The sequence below is a fragment of the Parundibacterium terreum genome (assembly GCF_014636315.1).
Lineage (GTDB): Bacteria > Pseudomonadota > Gammaproteobacteria > Burkholderiales > Burkholderiaceae_D > Undibacterium > Undibacterium terreum.
Map to the genome: position 1 here is coordinate 1,456,809 of NZ_BMED01000001.1, position 14,501 is coordinate 1,471,309.

14 protein-coding genes are annotated in these 14,501 nt (G+C 57.2%); 11 read left to right on the forward strand and 3 right to left on the reverse strand.

What is annotated here, in order from left to right; translation table 11 throughout:
* Nucleotides 1–44 precede the first annotated feature (44 nt).
* The 9 genes from IEW12_RS28995 to IEW12_RS06840 all read left to right on the forward strand — a co-directional run bounded on the left by IEW12_RS28995 (nt 45) and on the right by IEW12_RS06840 (nt 9,342).
* A complete protein-coding gene (locus tag IEW12_RS28995) occupies nt 45–179 on the forward strand; it encodes a hypothetical protein (protein WP_268237228.1) in 135 nt (44 codons plus the stop codon).
* Nucleotides 176–331: a hypothetical protein gene (locus IEW12_RS06805; protein WP_188565173.1), complete on the forward strand. Its 156-nt coding sequence runs from the start codon at nt 176–178 to the stop codon at nt 329–331. Before IEW12_RS28995 ends, IEW12_RS06805 begins: the two co-directional genes overlap by 4 nt.
* A 344-nt stretch (nt 332–675) precedes the next feature.
* Nucleotides 676–1,002, forward strand: a complete 327-nt coding sequence (locus IEW12_RS06810; RefSeq protein ID WP_188565174.1) for a hypothetical protein — start codon at nt 676–678, stop codon at nt 1,000–1,002.
* A gap of 204 nt (nt 1,003–1,206) precedes the next feature.
* Nucleotides 1,207–2,475 carry an efflux RND transporter periplasmic adaptor subunit gene (locus tag IEW12_RS06815; RefSeq protein WP_188565175.1) on the forward strand — a complete coding sequence of 423 codons (1,269 nt, stop codon included), beginning with the start codon at nt 1,207–1,209 and terminating at the stop codon, nt 2,473–2,475.
* Nucleotides 2,476–2,551: 76 nt separating this feature from the next.
* Complete coding sequence (locus IEW12_RS06820) at nt 2,552–3,280, forward strand: ABC transporter ATP-binding protein (RefSeq protein WP_188565176.1); 729 nt, start codon at nt 2,552–2,554, stop codon at nt 3,278–3,280.
* Between the two features lie 9 nt (nt 3,281–3,289).
* Complete coding sequence (locus IEW12_RS06825; protein ID WP_188565177.1) at nt 3,290–4,606, forward strand: ABC transporter permease; 1,317 nt, start codon at nt 3,290–3,292, stop codon at nt 4,604–4,606.
* 25 nt (nt 4,607–4,631) lie between these two features.
* Nucleotides 4,632–5,855 carry an ABC transporter permease gene (locus IEW12_RS06830; RefSeq protein ID WP_188565178.1) on the forward strand — a complete coding sequence of 408 codons (1,224 nt, stop codon included), beginning with the start codon at nt 4,632–4,634 and terminating at the stop codon, nt 5,853–5,855.
* 758 nt (nt 5,856–6,613) lie between these two features.
* Nucleotides 6,614–7,954 carry a sigma-54-dependent transcriptional regulator gene (locus IEW12_RS06835; RefSeq protein WP_188565179.1) on the forward strand — a complete coding sequence of 447 codons (1,341 nt, stop codon included), beginning with the start codon at nt 6,614–6,616 and terminating at the stop codon, nt 7,952–7,954.
* Entirely contained in the window at nt 7,951–9,342 is a 1,392-nt protein-coding gene (locus IEW12_RS06840; RefSeq protein ID WP_229750957.1) for a sensor histidine kinase, read from the forward strand. The genes IEW12_RS06835 and IEW12_RS06840 overlap by 4 nt, the downstream gene beginning before the upstream one ends.
* 9 nt (nt 9,343–9,351) lie before the next feature.
* On the opposite strand, the gene IEW12_RS06845 is transcribed toward IEW12_RS06840, so the two are convergent.
* Nucleotides 9,352–9,543, reverse strand: a complete 192-nt coding sequence (locus IEW12_RS06845; protein WP_188565180.1) for a YjiS-like domain-containing protein — start codon at nt 9,541–9,543, stop codon at nt 9,352–9,354.
* Nucleotides 9,544–9,634: 91 nt separating this feature from the next.
* Here IEW12_RS06845 and IEW12_RS06850 point away from each other — a divergent pair, with 91 nt between their 5' ends.
* Both IEW12_RS06850 and IEW12_RS06855 read left to right on the forward strand, forming a co-directional pair.
* Nucleotides 9,635–10,534 carry a LysR family transcriptional regulator gene (locus IEW12_RS06850; protein ID WP_188565181.1) on the forward strand — a complete coding sequence of 300 codons (900 nt, stop codon included), beginning with the start codon at nt 9,635–9,637 and terminating at the stop codon, nt 10,532–10,534.
* 94 nt (nt 10,535–10,628) lie between these two features.
* Nucleotides 10,629–10,943: a TM2 domain-containing protein gene (locus IEW12_RS06855; RefSeq protein WP_188565182.1), complete on the forward strand. Its 315-nt coding sequence runs from the start codon at nt 10,629–10,631 to the stop codon at nt 10,941–10,943.
* A 45-nt stretch (nt 10,944–10,988) separates the two neighbouring features.
* Here the strand turns inward: IEW12_RS06855 and IEW12_RS06860 are convergent, their stop codons facing one another.
* Together IEW12_RS06860 and IEW12_RS06865 are read right to left on the reverse strand one after the other, a co-directional pair.
* Nucleotides 10,989–12,119 (reverse strand): sensor histidine kinase, encoded by a 1,131-nt coding sequence (locus IEW12_RS06860; RefSeq protein ID WP_188565183.1) that lies wholly within the window; start codon nt 12,117–12,119, stop codon nt 10,989–10,991.
* Nucleotides 12,120–12,291: 172 nt separating this feature from the next.
* Nucleotides 12,292–14,385 (reverse strand): S9 family peptidase, encoded by a 2,094-nt coding sequence (locus IEW12_RS06865; RefSeq protein ID WP_188565184.1) that lies wholly within the window; start codon nt 14,383–14,385, stop codon nt 12,292–12,294.
* Nucleotides 14,386–14,501 lie beyond the last annotated feature (116 nt).

Sequence of the window (14,501 nt, forward strand, 5' to 3'; positions counted from 1 at the left end):
AGAAAAACATTGATCTGCCATTAAAGATCTGAGGAGCGAACATTATGAGCTACACAATCACAGCAAAAACACAGACGGCCACCGTGGTCTACACCAGCATAGGCGAACGCAATGCGGTGATGGATGCCGCTTACAACCTGCCGGGCGTACTCGGCGTTTCCCTGATGGTGCAATCATGACCTTTGAACAAGCCAAAGCCTATGCCGCCGGCGTACGCGATCGCAAGCAACCTGTATGCGATTGCGCCGCATGCCGCCAGGCAGCCAAACTGTCCAGCGTGAACCGCCTGGTCGGTAACTGGAACCACCTGAAAGCCAAAGTATGGAAATGAGCCTCTTCATGTCCTTTTACCGGCTTTACCGGCGCAGCGGCATGCGCACGGTAGATGCGCTGAAAAAAGCCGGACTAGCCATCAAGCATGCACATTAAGCCGGGCTAGGTCCCAGCTGTTATTTGTACCCCACATCGCGCCCGACATCGGGCGCGATTTTTTTGCATCTTCCACTCACAACTCCATGCTGTCCGGCGGCGGTTACGGACAGCGCGGACACTGTCCGCCCGCAGAAACGTTCCGTAGGGAAAATTCAATTTCTCTTATAAATCAAATACTTGCGCACCAGGCAACGCTGGCACGCTTTATGCACAACTGTCACTGTCCACCAATAGGATACTGACATGAACCCCAACTCCTTTTCACAACTGAAACGCTCTGCCGGCCTGCTTGCAGCCAGGCTGGCCACCGGCTTGTGCGGTCTGGCGGCGACTCTGTTGCTGGGTTTCATCTGGTTCAACGATCAGGATAGCGTCAGCGTCTACCGGCTGGAAACGATGAGTATGCAGCACATGCTCCCAAGGTCTATCGCTGAAGCAGCGGACATCATTGAACACTGCCATGTAGAAGCCCATGTCGCTCCGGGCATGAGCATGGTGACGCTGAAGGTGGACGTCTGTGGGCAATTCCAGTTCTTTTACCTGCGCCAGCATACGCAGCGTACTGCCTGATGAGGCACTGGCCCTTGGCCCGTCCTCCCTGCCCCTCTTTTCTCTCCAGCCACCCTTGTCCGCCCGCAGCAAGCGGACAGTCTGCGGACACTGCGGACAAACGCCGCACAAAAACAAACCCATAAAAATCAATCACTTAGCCCACAGCGCACGTTGGCACATTTCATGCCTATAAGGCAATAAGCTATTTTTTCCTATACGACCATGATCCGTGACACTTCCGCACAAGATTCAGTAATTGCCACACCACAGGGCTGGCGCAACAAGAAATTCCTCGCCTGGGGTGGTGCAGCCGTGATCGCCGCCGTCGCAGCCGTGTTCTTGCTGTCTGCGTGGCGCGGCAGCACGCAGTCTGTCAGCCTGGCACGCCTGAGCGTGGCGCAAGTCAGCCGCGGCACTCTGGTCCGGGATGCAGCAGTCAATGGCCGCATGGTCGCGGCAGTCAGCCCTACCCTGTATTCCACCGCCCCCAGCACCGTGACCCTGAAGGTGAAGGCCGGTGACTCGATCAAGAAAGGCGATATCGTTGCAGAACTGGAGTCACCCGACCTCAGCAATGAGCTGAAACGCGAACAGGCCAGCTATGAACAACTAGAGGCGGAAGTAGCACGCCAGCGCATCCTGGCGCGCAAGCAAAAACTGCTGGCCAGGCGCGATGCCGACCAGGCCGAGATTGATCGCGTATCCGCCCAACGCACTTACCAGCGCATAGAAGCGGCCGGCATTGTGGGCGTAGTCGCCAAGATCGATTTCCTCAAGGCGCAGGATGCGCTGAAATCCGCCGAGATACGTTCGAAACACGCGGAGCTGGCAACCGGGCTGGAAAATGAAGACGTGGATCTGGCACTGAAAACCAAGATCAGCCAGTTGGAACAGCAAAGGCTGACACGCGACAATGCGCAGCGCCGCGTGGATGAACTGAAATTGCGCGCGCCGGTAGACGGCGTGGTGGGCACATTGTCGGTCGCCAACCGCAGCGTGGTAGCCGCCAATACTGCGCTGATGACGCTGGTGGACTTATCGCAACTGGAAGTGGAAGTGGAAATTCCAGAAAGCTACGTGGCCGACCTGGGCCTGGGCATGAATGTGGAACTCAATATCAACGGCGTGAAAGCAGTGGGCAAGCTGTCTGCGTTGTCGCCCGAAGTGGTGAAAAACATCGTGCTGGCGCGCGTGCGCTTCAGCGGTGACCAGCCACCCGGCCTGCGCCAGAGCCAGCGTGTATCCGCCCGCCTGCTCATAGAAGAAAAGCCGAACGTGCTGATGCTGGCGCGCGGCCCTTTTGTGGAAAACGAAGGAGGACGCTTTGCCTATGTACTGGAAAACGGCATAGCCCGCCGTAAGCCTATCAAAATGGGCGCCACCAGCGTGACGGCAGTGGAAATACTGGAAGGCCTGAAGGAAGGCGACAAGGTCGTGATCGCCGGTACCGACAATTTTGAAAATGCAGCAAGCGTTTCGATCAACAACTGAGTAACTGAATAACCGAATAAACCAGCAAGCCAGCAAACAAGACAACAAAAATCAATTCATAGAAGGAAGGCCCGTTATGCTACGCATGAACAACCTGAGCAAAGTTTACCGCACCCATATGATAGAAACACACGCACTGCGTGGTTTTGAAATTCATGTGAAGGAAGGAGAGTTCGTTACCGTGACCGGCCCTTCCGGTTCCGGAAAAACGACCTTCCTCAATATTGCCGGCCTGCTGGAAGAATTCACCGGCGGCGATTACCTGCTGGACGGCGTCAACGTCAAAGGCATGGACGACAATGCACGCTCCCGCTTGCGCAATGAGAAACTGGGCTTCATCTTCCAGGGCTTCAACCTGATTCCCGATCTAAGCCTGTTTGATAACGTCGATGTTCCGCTGCGCTATCGCGGCTTCAACGCTGCCGAACGCAAAGAACGTATAGAAGACGCGCTGAGCCAAGTGGGCCTTGCGTCGCGCATGAAGCACTATCCTGCCGAGCTGTCCGGCGGGCAGCAGCAAAGGGTCGCTATTGCGCGCGCACTGGCCGGCAGCCCCAAATTGCTGCTGGCGGATGAACCTACCGGCAACCTGGATACCCAGATGGCGCGCAGCGTGATGGAACTGCTGGAAGATATCAATGCGCGCGGCACCACGATACTGATGGTCACGCATGATCCTGAACTGGCAGTACGCGCGCAACGCAATGTGCATATCATCGACGGCCAGGTCAGCGACCTGGTGCGCAAGACGCCGTCGCTATTCGATGCCAACGCAGTGCACACTGCCGCTGCGGCAGCATCATAAGGAGGCGCCATGTTCAAGTATTATTTTTTGCTGGGCGTACGCAGCCTGCGCCGCAATCCGGCACTAACCGCGCTGATGGTGCTAACCTTGGCAGTCGGCGTGGCAGCCAGCGTATCCACACTGACCATCCTGCAAGTGATGTCCAGCGACCCTATTCCGCATAAAAGCAGCAGATTGCTGGTGCCGCTGCTGGATAACGGCCCACTGAAAGGCTACTCGCCGGGCAACAAGGCCGAAGACAACCAGATGACCTACAGGGACGCAATGAATCTGCTCGCCAGCAAGCAAGGAGTGCGCAGGGTTGTCATCTCCGGCATCGCAGACAATATAGAACCCGAGCGTGCTGATATGCCTGTGATGGAAGTCGCCGGCCTAGCCACTTCCAGCGATTACTTTGCGATGTTTGAGACGCCCTTTCTGTACGGTGCGCCATGGACCGAAGCGGAAGACAAGGCCGCCACCGGCGTCATCGTGCTGAGCCGCCTGCAAAGCGAAAAAATGTATGGCAAGACCAACCCGCTCGGCAAGCATCTGCGCCTGCATGGCAATGATTTCCAGATCGTCGGCGTGCTGGATACCTGGAACCCTGTTCCTCGCTACACTCATCTGATCAACGGCAGCGGCGGCAGCTTCAATGGCGAAGAAGGCATCTTCATTCCTTTCGCTACCGCAGTGCGCATGGAATTCGGCCAAAGCGGCAGTGTGACCTGTCGTGACAATGTCACGCCGGGCTTCCAGGGTTTCCTGGATTCAGAATGCACCTGGCTCCAATTCTGGTTCGAAACCAAAACGGAATCCGATCGTCAGGACCTGCAAAATTACCTGAATGCTTATGCGAACGAGCAAAGAAAACTGGGCCGCCTGCCGCGCAATGCGCCGAACAAGCTGTTCAATGTGATGGAATGGATGGACAACCTGAGCATCGTCCGCAGCGACAGCAAATTGTCGGTGTGGTTGTCCTTCGGTTTCCTGCTGCTGTGCTTGGTCAATACCGTAGGCCTGCTGCTGGCCAAGTTTTCGGTACGGGCATCCGAAGTCGGCGTGCGGCGTGCGCTGGGGGCCACCCGCGCCGAAATCTTCAAGCAATTCCTGATTGAAACCGCCGTCGTCGGCCTGGCTGGTGGATTGCTCGGCTTGCCGCTGAGTTTTCTCGGTATGCGCATCATTGCGGACCAGTCGGCCGGCCTGTCGGTCGTGCCGGGCATGGACTGGATGATGCTGGGCATCACCTTCCTGCTGTCGGTATCGGCCAGCGTGCTGGCAGGGCTATTGCCGACCTGGCGCGCCTGCCAGGTAACGCCTGCGCTGCAATTGAAGTCCCAGTAAATATAGACAATCGAAAAGGACTGTCATGGAAATTCGCCCTATTTTTTCTGCGCTGCTGCGCAATAAAACCGCACCGCTGCTGGTGGCAATCCAGGTCGCCATCAGCCTGGCAATACTCACCAATTCGCTATATATCGTCAACATCCGGCAGGCAGTATCGGCCCGCCCGAGCGGCATTGCGGACGAAAGCTCGGTGTTCAGGCTGGCGATCAACACCGTCAACAAGATGAATTTCAATGAAAACATCGCCCAGCAGCAAAGGGCGCATCAGATATTGAAAGGCATACCCGGCGTGCTCTCCGTTGCCGCCACCAACCAGGTTCCGATGAGCCGCTCCGGCGGCACTACCGGTGTAGCATCCGACAGGAAGCAGGCCCAGGGAACACCGGCATCCAACTACTTTACATCGGACTCCCTGATCAATACACTGGGTCTCAAACTGCTGGAAGGCCGCGACTTCACCCCGGATGACGTACTGGAAACCGATCCCAGCGTCAGCGATGCCAGTGCGAAAGTCGTTATTATCACGCAAGAGCTGGCCAAACTGCTTTATCCGGATACAGGCAGCGTAGTCGGCAAGCCTATGTACTTCGGTACCGGCGACGATGCTGAAGAGGTCCGCATCATCGGTGTGGTGGAACGTCTGCAAACTATCGGCGCCCAAGCCGGCATACGTGGCGAATACTCCACCATCCTGCCGGAGCGCAGGGATTTTGCCCAATACCTGGTCAGGACGGAACCCGGCCAGCGCGACCGCATCATCAAGGAAGCTGAAGCCGCAATGCGCAAGATAGGCCCAGGCGCAGTCTCCATCAAGATCAAGACGATAGAAAGCGACCGCAATTCCCGCTACCGCGCCGACAAGGCACTGGCTGGCCTGCTGATCGTCGTCAGCGCGCTGCTATTGCTGGTCACCACCAGCGGCATCGTCGGCATGACTACCTTATGGGTGGCGCAACGCCGCAAGCAAATCGGCGTACGCCGCGCACTGGGCGCGCGCAAGATAGACATCCTGCGCTATTTCATCACCGAAAACATCCTGATCACGACCGGCGGCATCGCCAGCGGCTTGCTGCTGGCTATCGCCTTGAACCAGCTATTGGTCAGCCAACTGGAACTGGCCAAGCTGCCTGTCAGCTATATGCTGACTGGGGCAGCGATATTCTGGTTGCTGGGGATATTTGCGGTATATGGGCCGGCGTTGCGGGCGGCGAGTATCTCGCCGGCTACGGCTACGCGTAGCGCGTGATGGCGCTTGGCGAAGCATACTTTATGCTGGATGCTCTCGCTCAAGGTTGCAGGGGTTTTGAGATTGCTGGCCGGGGTTAGCCCGGCGGCTACTTCCTTTCTTTGCTTCGCCAAAGAAAGGAAGCAAAGAAAGGCGACCGCAGACTTGCCCTTCGGGTGATGGCGCTTCGCGCCATCACATTTTGCTGCATTACAAAAAATGGGAAATGAACGAAACTCGCTTCCCTTGCAGGGCGCATATCCGCTTGCAAGCGGATACCGTTCCGCAGGCACGGAGCAGTGCTCCGTGAAACCCCTGCTACACCTCAGACAACGTTCATTTCTGATTCATTTTCTGTAATGCACAAAATGCTGCGTCCCCAGCGGAGGCACTTCAAAAACAACCCCAACATCAAAATCAAGCCGCTGGAGTTTATGAGATTGCGTCTCTTCAAAATTAGAGAATCTGGTTGCAGCTGTTTTTGACTTGGATTTTGACCTTAAACCGCTCGGAGCCTCGCCGATTGTGCGGTACAGAAAATGGATCAGAAACAGGTGTGTCTGAGCGCAGCGAGTTTCGCCTGTTTCCCATTTTTTGTGCCGCATAATCGGGTACCCCGAAGGGGCGAGGCTTGCGGTCGCCTTTCTTGGCTTACTTTCTTTGGCGAAGCAAAGAAAGTGAGTAGCCGCCGGGCTACCCCCGGCCAGCAATCTCAATAACCACCAACCCAAACAATAAGTAAGTTTGATTACACATTACCTAAATGTTATCCTAAGCCCATGCCCACCGTACTCATCATAGACGACAACCACTCCGTAGCTATCGCGCTGGAGGTACTGCTATCCCTGCACGACATTGCAGCCATCAGCGCGTCTTCGCCGGAAGAAGGCCTGGCGGTGCTGGAAAAGTCGCCGGTGGATCTGGTGATACAGGATATGAACTTCACTGCAGACACCACCTCCGGCGTCGAAGGCGTGGAGCTGTTTCAGAAGATACGCAAGAGCCATCCTGACTTGCCGGTGATCTTGCTGACGGCATGGACCCATCTGGATGCGGCGGTAGATTTGATCAAGGCGGGTGCCGCGGATTATCTGGCCAAGCCCTGGAATGACCAGCGCCTGATTGCAACAGTGCAGAACCTGATGGAGCTGGGCCAGGTTAACCGGGCCTTGCAGCAACGGGTGCAGCGCGAGCGCAAGCAAAAGCGTGAGCTGGAACAGAATTACGATTTACGCAAGCTGGTCTGGCAGGATGCTGCAACTGAAAGAGTGCTGGACATGGCTTGCCAGGTCGCGCGCTCCGACGTATCGGTGCTGATCACCGGCCCCAATGGTTCCGGCAAGGAGCGCATTGCGGAAATCATCCAGGCCAATTCCAGCGTGAAGGATGGGCCTTTTGTGGTACTGAACTGCGGCGCCCTTCCCTCCGAACTGATAGAAGCTGAATTATTCGGTGCCGAAGCCGGCGCCTATACCGGCGCCAGCAAGGCGCGTGACGGCAAGTTCGAAGCTGCAGATGGCGGCACACTCTTCCTGGATGAAATCGGCAACCTGCCTCTGGCCGGGCAGATGAAGCTGCTGCGCGTGCTGGAGACCGGCCGCTTCCAGCGTCTGGGCTCCAACCGTGAACGGCAGGTGAAGGTCAGGCTGATCAGCGCGACCAATGCCGACCTGCCGGCCATGATCAGGGCCGGTAGTTTCCGCGAGGATTTGCTATACCGGCTGAATGTGATACAGCTCAACTTGCCGGCACTGGCAGAGCGGCCGGACGATATCATTCCGCTGGCAGAGTACTTTCTGGGTACAGGCAAGACGCTGGATGTTGCTGCTATGGCGGCACTGCAACAGCATCGCTGGCCAGGCAATGTGCGTGAACTGAAAAACGTAATGCAGCGCGCCGGACTGCTTGCCAAGAGCAATGAGATCAAGGCGGCTGACTTGGGTTTGCCTGCGCCCATATTGAACACTGCCAATATCGACATAGAACTGGACGGGCCCACGATAGAACAGGCGCTGGCCAGGGCCGGGGGAGTAGTTGCACAGGCTGCGGCAGAACTGGGCCTGAGCCGGCAAGCCTTGTACCGGCGCATGGACAGGCTGGGCATCAGCCGGACCGGATGAGCAAGCTGCCAGAAAATCAACAGCCCGGCGCCAGACGCGGCCTCCCCTTGTCGCTGGCTGCGCGTTTTTCACTGATCATAGCGTTGATGATGGCGCTGGCAATAGGACTGATGCTGGCACTGGACAAGGCCATGCCCAAGGAGCCTGTGCTGGCCGCCGCCGTCACCTTGCTAATCACGCTGCCGGTGGGCATTGCACTGGTACGTAGCCAGTTGCGCTCTATGCTGGCGCTGTTCCGCGCACTGGGAGGCACCGTCATCAGCTATCAGGATGGCGACTATTCCTTTGGCTTGCACTGGCACCGGCAAGATGAGCTGAAGGAACTGGTGCAGGCACATAATGAACTGGGCAATGTGCTGCGCGAACAAAGGCTGGACCTGATGCAGCGCGAACTGCTGCTGGATACCATGGTGCAAAACACGCCGGTGGCAATGCTGCTGGTTGCCGACCACGGGCATATTGTCTTTGCCAATCTGGCTTCCCGCCAACTACTGAATCAGGGCCGCAAGCTGGAGGGACATACGCTGGAAGATATCTTGCAGCAGGCATCGGTCTCGCTGCGCGAAGCAATAGACAAAGGCGGAGACGGTTTGTTCACTGCCAACCCGGCAGATGATCCGGAAAGCGCCGGTAGCGATGAGGAAGAAGAAGTCTATCACCTGGCCCGCCGCAGTTTCAGCCTGAACGGCCGCAGCCATGAGCTATTGCTACTACGCCACCTGACCGTAGAACTGCGCCGCCAGGAAGTGCAGACCTGGAAAAAAGTGATACGCGTGATCAGCCATGAATTGAATAATTCGCTGGCGCCTGTGGCCTCGCTTGCCCATTCCGGCGCCGAACTGGTAAGGCGCGGACAAACCGAGCGCCTGCCGCAAATTCTGCAAACCATAGAAGAGCGCACCCGCCACCTGGAAAGCTTTATCCACGGCTATGCCAGCTTTGCCAAGCTCCCTACTCCGAGGATGGAAAGCACCGACTGGCGCAGCTTTGTCGCCGGCCTGCAGTCCCAGGTGGCGTTCACGCTGGCCAGCTCCTTGCCGGAAGACAGGATCAGTTTTGACCTCGCGCAGATGGAACACGCTCTGCTGAACCTGCTGAAAAATGCGCATGAATCCGGCTCGGCAGCGCAAGATGTAACGCTGGCCATACATCGCATACAGAATCTGGTCCGCATAGAAGTAGCAGACAAAGGTAGCGGCATGATAGACGCGGTAATGTCCAATGCCCTGGTGCCCTTCTACTCCACCAAGCGCAGCGGCACTGGTCTGGGCCTGGCGCTGACCAGGGAAATCATTGAAGCGCACGGCGGCAGGATCAGCCTGAGCAACCGCGAAGGCGGCGGCTTGACCGTGACGCTGATATTGCCCGTCCCTGCTCAAAAACCTTAGGAACACGCCTTAAAGCCTGTTCCCCCAGGCCTTTTCCTCGCAGGCCCGGATATGCTCGCTCAGCATAGCGGGTATTTCACTGCGCCCCATCCCCAGGTCCCTGAGTTCCAGGTCGCTCATGCCGCGCAACTGCTGCGCCTGGCCTTGGGTGCGGCGGCTCCATCGCTGCCCGAAGATCGTTGCAAAGAGATTGAATAACATGATGTGCCTCCTGTATTCGAGGCTTCCATGTTGCGGCATGAGGTAGAATTAGGGAAGTTGAAATTTATGATTCAAGCTATCAGAAAAACTGATGAGAGAACTAAACCTGGACCAGCTACGTACGCTGGTATCCATCACCGACCTGGGTACTTTTTCTGCAGCGGCAACCGCGCTGCATCTGGCCCAGCCTACCGTCAGCCTGCATATCAGTGAGCTGGAGGCCAGGGTAAATGCGCAATTGCTGGTGCGCGGCGGAAGGCGCGTGCTGCCCACCGCTGCCGGTGCGACGCTGGTGGAGCGCGCACGGCGCCTGCTGCGTGATGCGGACGATGCCGTTGATGCGGTAAAGCAGCAGGTGGAAGGCCGTACCGGCCGGGTCAGACTGGGCACATCCACCGGTGTAGTGGTGCATCTGTTGCCGCAAGTGCTGGACACCATGCAGCGTACTTACCCGGATATCGATGTTGAGGTGAATATCCTGGGCTCCAGCGAAACCATGGCCAGGCTGCATCAGGGCAGCCTGGAGATTGGCTTGGTAGCGACGCCGCAGCCACCGTCCAGGGAACTGGTGCTGAGCCACTGGCGCAGCGATCCCATGATGGCTTTCCTGCCGGCGCGCTGGGCCGCTCCCAAACGCATCACACCGCAATGGCTGGCTGAAAAGGCGCTGATCTTCAATGAGCCGACCACGCATATGTATGAGCTGACCATGGGATGGTTTGCGGCAGCCGGCTATTCACCGCGGGCACGGATAGAGCTGAACTATACCGAAGCGATGAAGAGCCTGGTCGCCGCAGGCTATGGCGCGGCCCTGCTGCCGCTGGAGCATCCTGGCAAAGTGGAGTTGCACTCGGAGATGCAGGTGCTTCCGCTGAAACCTGCCCTGATGCGGCATATAGGCATTGCGCATCGGCCGCACGCAGTAGTCGATGGCGCGACCCGTAATCTGCTGCAGATACTGGCGGGCTTCATGCAACACAAAGCCGGATGAACGTCAGGACACAGACAAATACAGGCTTGCCAAACACACAGGTATCGCGTACATTGCCTTGCGATAATATCAACAGAATAAATAAGGTAAACATATGGCAATGGTATTTTGCAGAGGCTGCGGCAAGGAAATCCACGAGACCGCAATTAACTGTCCACAATGCGGCGCGCCACAGCAAGCGGTGAGTAGCGGCCCTGTTTCGGAAAAACGCATACTACCGGCGGCGATACTCTGTTTTTTCCTGGGATTCCTCGGCGTGCACCGCTTTTATGTCGGCAAGATAGGTACAGGAATACTGCAACTGCTGACAGTTGGCGGCTTTGGCATCTGGGCGCTGGTTGATTTCATCATGATCGTCATCGGCAGTTTCAGCGACAAGGAAGGCCGCAAGCTGATACTCTGGACTTGATCCGATACGGATAGGCGGGCCGGTATAGGCTCGCCGTTTTTGCCTCTACTGGCGTGGAAACACGCAGGTAAACACGGTGCCGCTGGCCTCGTCAGACTCCACATTAATCGTTCCACCATGTCCTATCATGACCTGGCGTGCAATGTACAGGCCCAGGCCAAGGCTGGTGTCCTGCCAGTTGTCTTGCGATACCTCATCGGTCGGTATTCTGACCAGCGGATCAAATACCGACGGGATATCTTCCTTGGCGATCGGCGGGCCAAAATTTTGCACTTGCAAGATAATGGATTCCGGTCCGCCCTTCAGACTGACACGAATGGGAGAATCGATGGCGCCGTGCTGCACCGCATTGTTCAGCAGATTGGACAAGACCTGCTGCACGCGGTCAGGATCAAACACACCTTCCAGATCACCTGAGGTGCTCAGCATTAACTGTTTTTCCGGATGCGCGGAACTGATTTCATCGATGGACAGTTGGCATAAAGTGGCCAGGTTGCCCCTGACCGGATTCAGCGGCAGGCTTTTGCCCAGACGGGTACTGGAGTAATCCAGCAAATCCTTGATCATGCGTGCCATCGTAGCGGCGCTACGGCTGATGGTGGTTGCAATCTGCGCCTGCTTGCCGTCCGGCAGTGTGGTCGCGACATGCAGGTAAGAGCCTGCCATCGTTATCGCCGACAAAGGACTACGCAGATCGTGGCCAAGGATAGCCAGGAAGGTATTGCGCGAACGCGATACTTCTTCTCCATAGCTGATAATCGATTGCTCCATCGCCAGGTCTACTGCCTCATTAAAGTGTAGTACTTCATCCAGCGACCAGTTGTCGTCATCGCTCAATTGCGCCATCCAGAGTTTGATAACGCTGGAGCGCATGGAGCGGTATTCTGCCGCCAGTTGCTGCATATCAAAACCGCTGGTCCTGCGCAGGGCACCGTGCGCTGCTGCAGGAGTTTCATAATCGGTACTGCCTTTGACGGGCAAGCCTTCATGCCGCTGCTGGCTGGCGGCCTGGCTGCGGTCTATGTCATTGGCAATCGCGGTAAGGATGGGTTTGGCATGGTCGCGCAGAGTCAGTGAGCTCATCCTGCGCGCTTCCGGCATCAGCGTCCTGGCAAAGGCTTCCCATTCGGCCAGGATAGGCTCCATGCTGCTGATGATGAACTTGGCCAGTCTCATAATGCTCCCACGAAATAGAAGGTCGGTCCGATGCCCGCATCCCGAATCGGCCGCTTATGCACCAGCCGCTAATATATCATGGGGGAGATACTGGAAGATGTAACAGGCCGGCATGAATATGACACTCATGCCGGCCTATGTTGTTTGCCTGGTCTTGCTTGCTTACTTTTGCTTACTTGCCTGCCTGCGGCTTCAGGTAATGATCCAGCCAGTCATTGACTGTGTGATGCCACAGCACCGAGTTGGCCGGCTTCAGTACCCAGTGGTTTTCATCCGGGAAAACCAGCAGTTTGCTTTCCACGCCCTGACGCTGCAGGGCAGTAAAGGCACCCAGAGCCTGGGTCGTAGGAATACGGAAATCCAGTTCGCCCTGTACGATCAGCATAGGCGTCTTCCAGTTGGTGACGAAGTTGGCCGGGTTGAATTTCTCGTGTTTTTCTGCCGCCTTGTAGTAAGGGCCGCCGTTTTCCCACTCGGTGAACCAGATCTCGTCGGACGAGTAATACATGCCGCGGGTATCGAACACGCCGTCATGGTTGACGATGCAACGGAAACCGTCGGACCAGTTGCCCTGTATCCAGTTCATCATATAACCGCCATAGGAAGCGCCCAGCGCGCAACTGCGGTCGCGGTCCAGCCAAGGGAATTTCTTCACCGCGGCATCCAGGCCCTTTTTCAGGTCTTCCAATGGTTTGCCGCCCCAGTCGCCGCTGATGGCGTCGGTGAAAGCCTGGCCGTAACCGGTTGAACCGTGGAAATCAATGAATACAGATGCATAGCCTGCACCGGCATAGGTTTGTGGATTCCAGCGATAGCCCCACTCGTTGCCGAAACTGCCCTGCGGGCCGCCATGCACCAGGAAGGCAACCGGGTATTTGACACCCGGCTGCGCATTCCACGGCTTCATCACATAGCCATGCACGGTATCGCCATTGGCGCCGGCAAACGAGAACTGCTCATATTCGCCAAAACGCACATTGGCCAGAGCCTCTTCGTTCAAGTGCGTCAATTGCGTCATTTTGTCCGAGCCAGGATTGAGCTTGAACAACTGCGCGCCTGCGCTCAGGTTGGCATAGGAAACAACGGTGGTCTTACCCTGCACGTCGTAGCCATTGACCCAGCCCTTGCCGGTCAGCGGTGTCACCTTGCCGTCGGCAACGGCAATCGAAAATAGCTTGTGCTGGCCGAGATCATCAGCGCCGACGAGCAAGCTCTTGCCATCCGGCGCCCACAGGAAATCCGCTACCGAGCGGTCCCATTGGTCTGCCAGCGTGCGTTTCTTGCCGCTGGCAATGTCCATCAGCACCAGGTGGAAACGGTCTGCTTCAAAGCCGGGACGGGTCATGGCCAGGTAGGCCAGGGTGCGGCCATCCGGCGAGTAGATCGCGCGGGTATCCCAGGCGAGATTGTCGGCCGTCAGGTTGCGTGGCTCCTTGCCGCCTGCTGCTGGTACTTGGTAGATGTCGAAGTTGGTGGACCAGGCTTCGGTCTTGCCGGCGATGCGCGCGGAAAATACGATATTGGCGCCATCGGGGCTGTAGCGGTATTCCTCATGGTCACCATAAGGTTTGGACGGCACATCGGCATCCAGTGAACCTGACAAATTGACCGGAGTGCCTGTCAGACGGCCATTGACGTCGAGCTTGGCCGAGAACAGCACAGAGCGGCGGCCGTCGGCCCAGGTATCCCAGTGACGTACAAACAGCTTGTCGAACATGCGACCGCTGGCCTTGTTCTTGGCCTGTTCATCCAGGCGCGCCTTGGTGCAAGCCAGGTCTGCGCAATCGCGGAATACCGCCATGCTCAATGCCAGGCCATCGCCTTTAGGCGACAGGCGGAAATTATCCACGTCCAGCGGAAAATCGGTCACCCTGGCAGCTTCGCCGCCACTCAGCAGCAGGCGCCATACCTGGGAACTGCCGGAACGGGCCGACAGAAAATAGATCGCATCGCCAGAGGGAGACCACTCAGGATCACTATTGCTGGCTTCGCTTTGCGTCAGCCGTTGCGGCACTGCCTTGGCTGAACGCAGGTCCAGCATCCATATCTCGGTATGGCCGCGGTTCTTGTCCAGCTCGGTGGCACGCACGGCATACACCATGCGTGTTGCGTCCGGTGACAGCACCGGGTTGCCTACCCGTTCCATGCTGACCAGATCTTCTACCGTAAAACCGCGCGCTGCCTTGGCAGCCGGCGCATCTGCAGCGGCGGCCAGCACCTGGCTCGTGACCAGTGCAGCGCCCAGCGTCAACAGACCTAATTTCATTCCTTTTTCCTCAAAAAAAATGCTGACCAGCGTCAGCCACCCGGCATGATATCAGGCTTGCCCCGTTCTTGACCGGAGGCAAAAGAATGAGCCCGGGTATCACCAGATACCAACAC

What these genes read in the sequence shown, in the direction of transcription:
- IEW12_RS28995 (WP_268237228.1), top strand. Translation starts at nt 45, where the DNA reads ATGAGCTACACAATCACAGCAAAAACACAGACGGCCACCGTGGTCTAC.
- IEW12_RS06805 (WP_188565173.1), top strand. Translation starts at nt 176, where the DNA reads ATGACCTTTGAACAAGCCAAAGCCTATGCCGCCGGCGTACGCGATCGC.
- IEW12_RS06810 (WP_188565174.1), top strand. Translation starts at nt 676, where the DNA reads ATGAACCCCAACTCCTTTTCACAACTGAAACGCTCTGCCGGCCTGCTT.
- IEW12_RS06815 (WP_188565175.1), top strand. Translation starts at nt 1,207, where the DNA reads ATGATCCGTGACACTTCCGCACAAGATTCAGTAATTGCCACACCACAG.
- IEW12_RS06820 (WP_188565176.1), top strand. Translation starts at nt 2,552, where the DNA reads ATGCTACGCATGAACAACCTGAGCAAAGTTTACCGCACCCATATGATA.
- IEW12_RS06825 (WP_188565177.1), top strand. Translation starts at nt 3,290, where the DNA reads ATGTTCAAGTATTATTTTTTGCTGGGCGTACGCAGCCTGCGCCGCAAT.
- IEW12_RS06830 (WP_188565178.1), top strand. Translation starts at nt 4,632, where the DNA reads ATGGAAATTCGCCCTATTTTTTCTGCGCTGCTGCGCAATAAAACCGCA.
- IEW12_RS06835 (WP_188565179.1), top strand. Translation starts at nt 6,614, where the DNA reads ATGCCCACCGTACTCATCATAGACGACAACCACTCCGTAGCTATCGCG.
- IEW12_RS06840 (WP_229750957.1), top strand. Translation starts at nt 7,951, where the DNA reads ATGAGCAAGCTGCCAGAAAATCAACAGCCCGGCGCCAGACGCGGCCTC.
- IEW12_RS06845 (WP_188565180.1), bottom strand. Translation starts at nt 9,543, where the DNA reads ATGTTATTCAATCTCTTTGCAACGATCTTCGGGCAGCGATGGAGCCGC.
- IEW12_RS06850 (WP_188565181.1), top strand. Translation starts at nt 9,635, where the DNA reads ATGAGAGAACTAAACCTGGACCAGCTACGTACGCTGGTATCCATCACC.
- IEW12_RS06855 (WP_188565182.1), top strand. Translation starts at nt 10,629, where the DNA reads ATGGCAATGGTATTTTGCAGAGGCTGCGGCAAGGAAATCCACGAGACC.
- IEW12_RS06860 (WP_188565183.1), bottom strand. Translation starts at nt 12,119, where the DNA reads ATGAGACTGGCCAAGTTCATCATCAGCAGCATGGAGCCTATCCTGGCC.
- IEW12_RS06865 (WP_188565184.1), bottom strand. Translation starts at nt 14,385, where the DNA reads ATGAAATTAGGTCTGTTGACGCTGGGCGCTGCACTGGTCACGAGCCAG.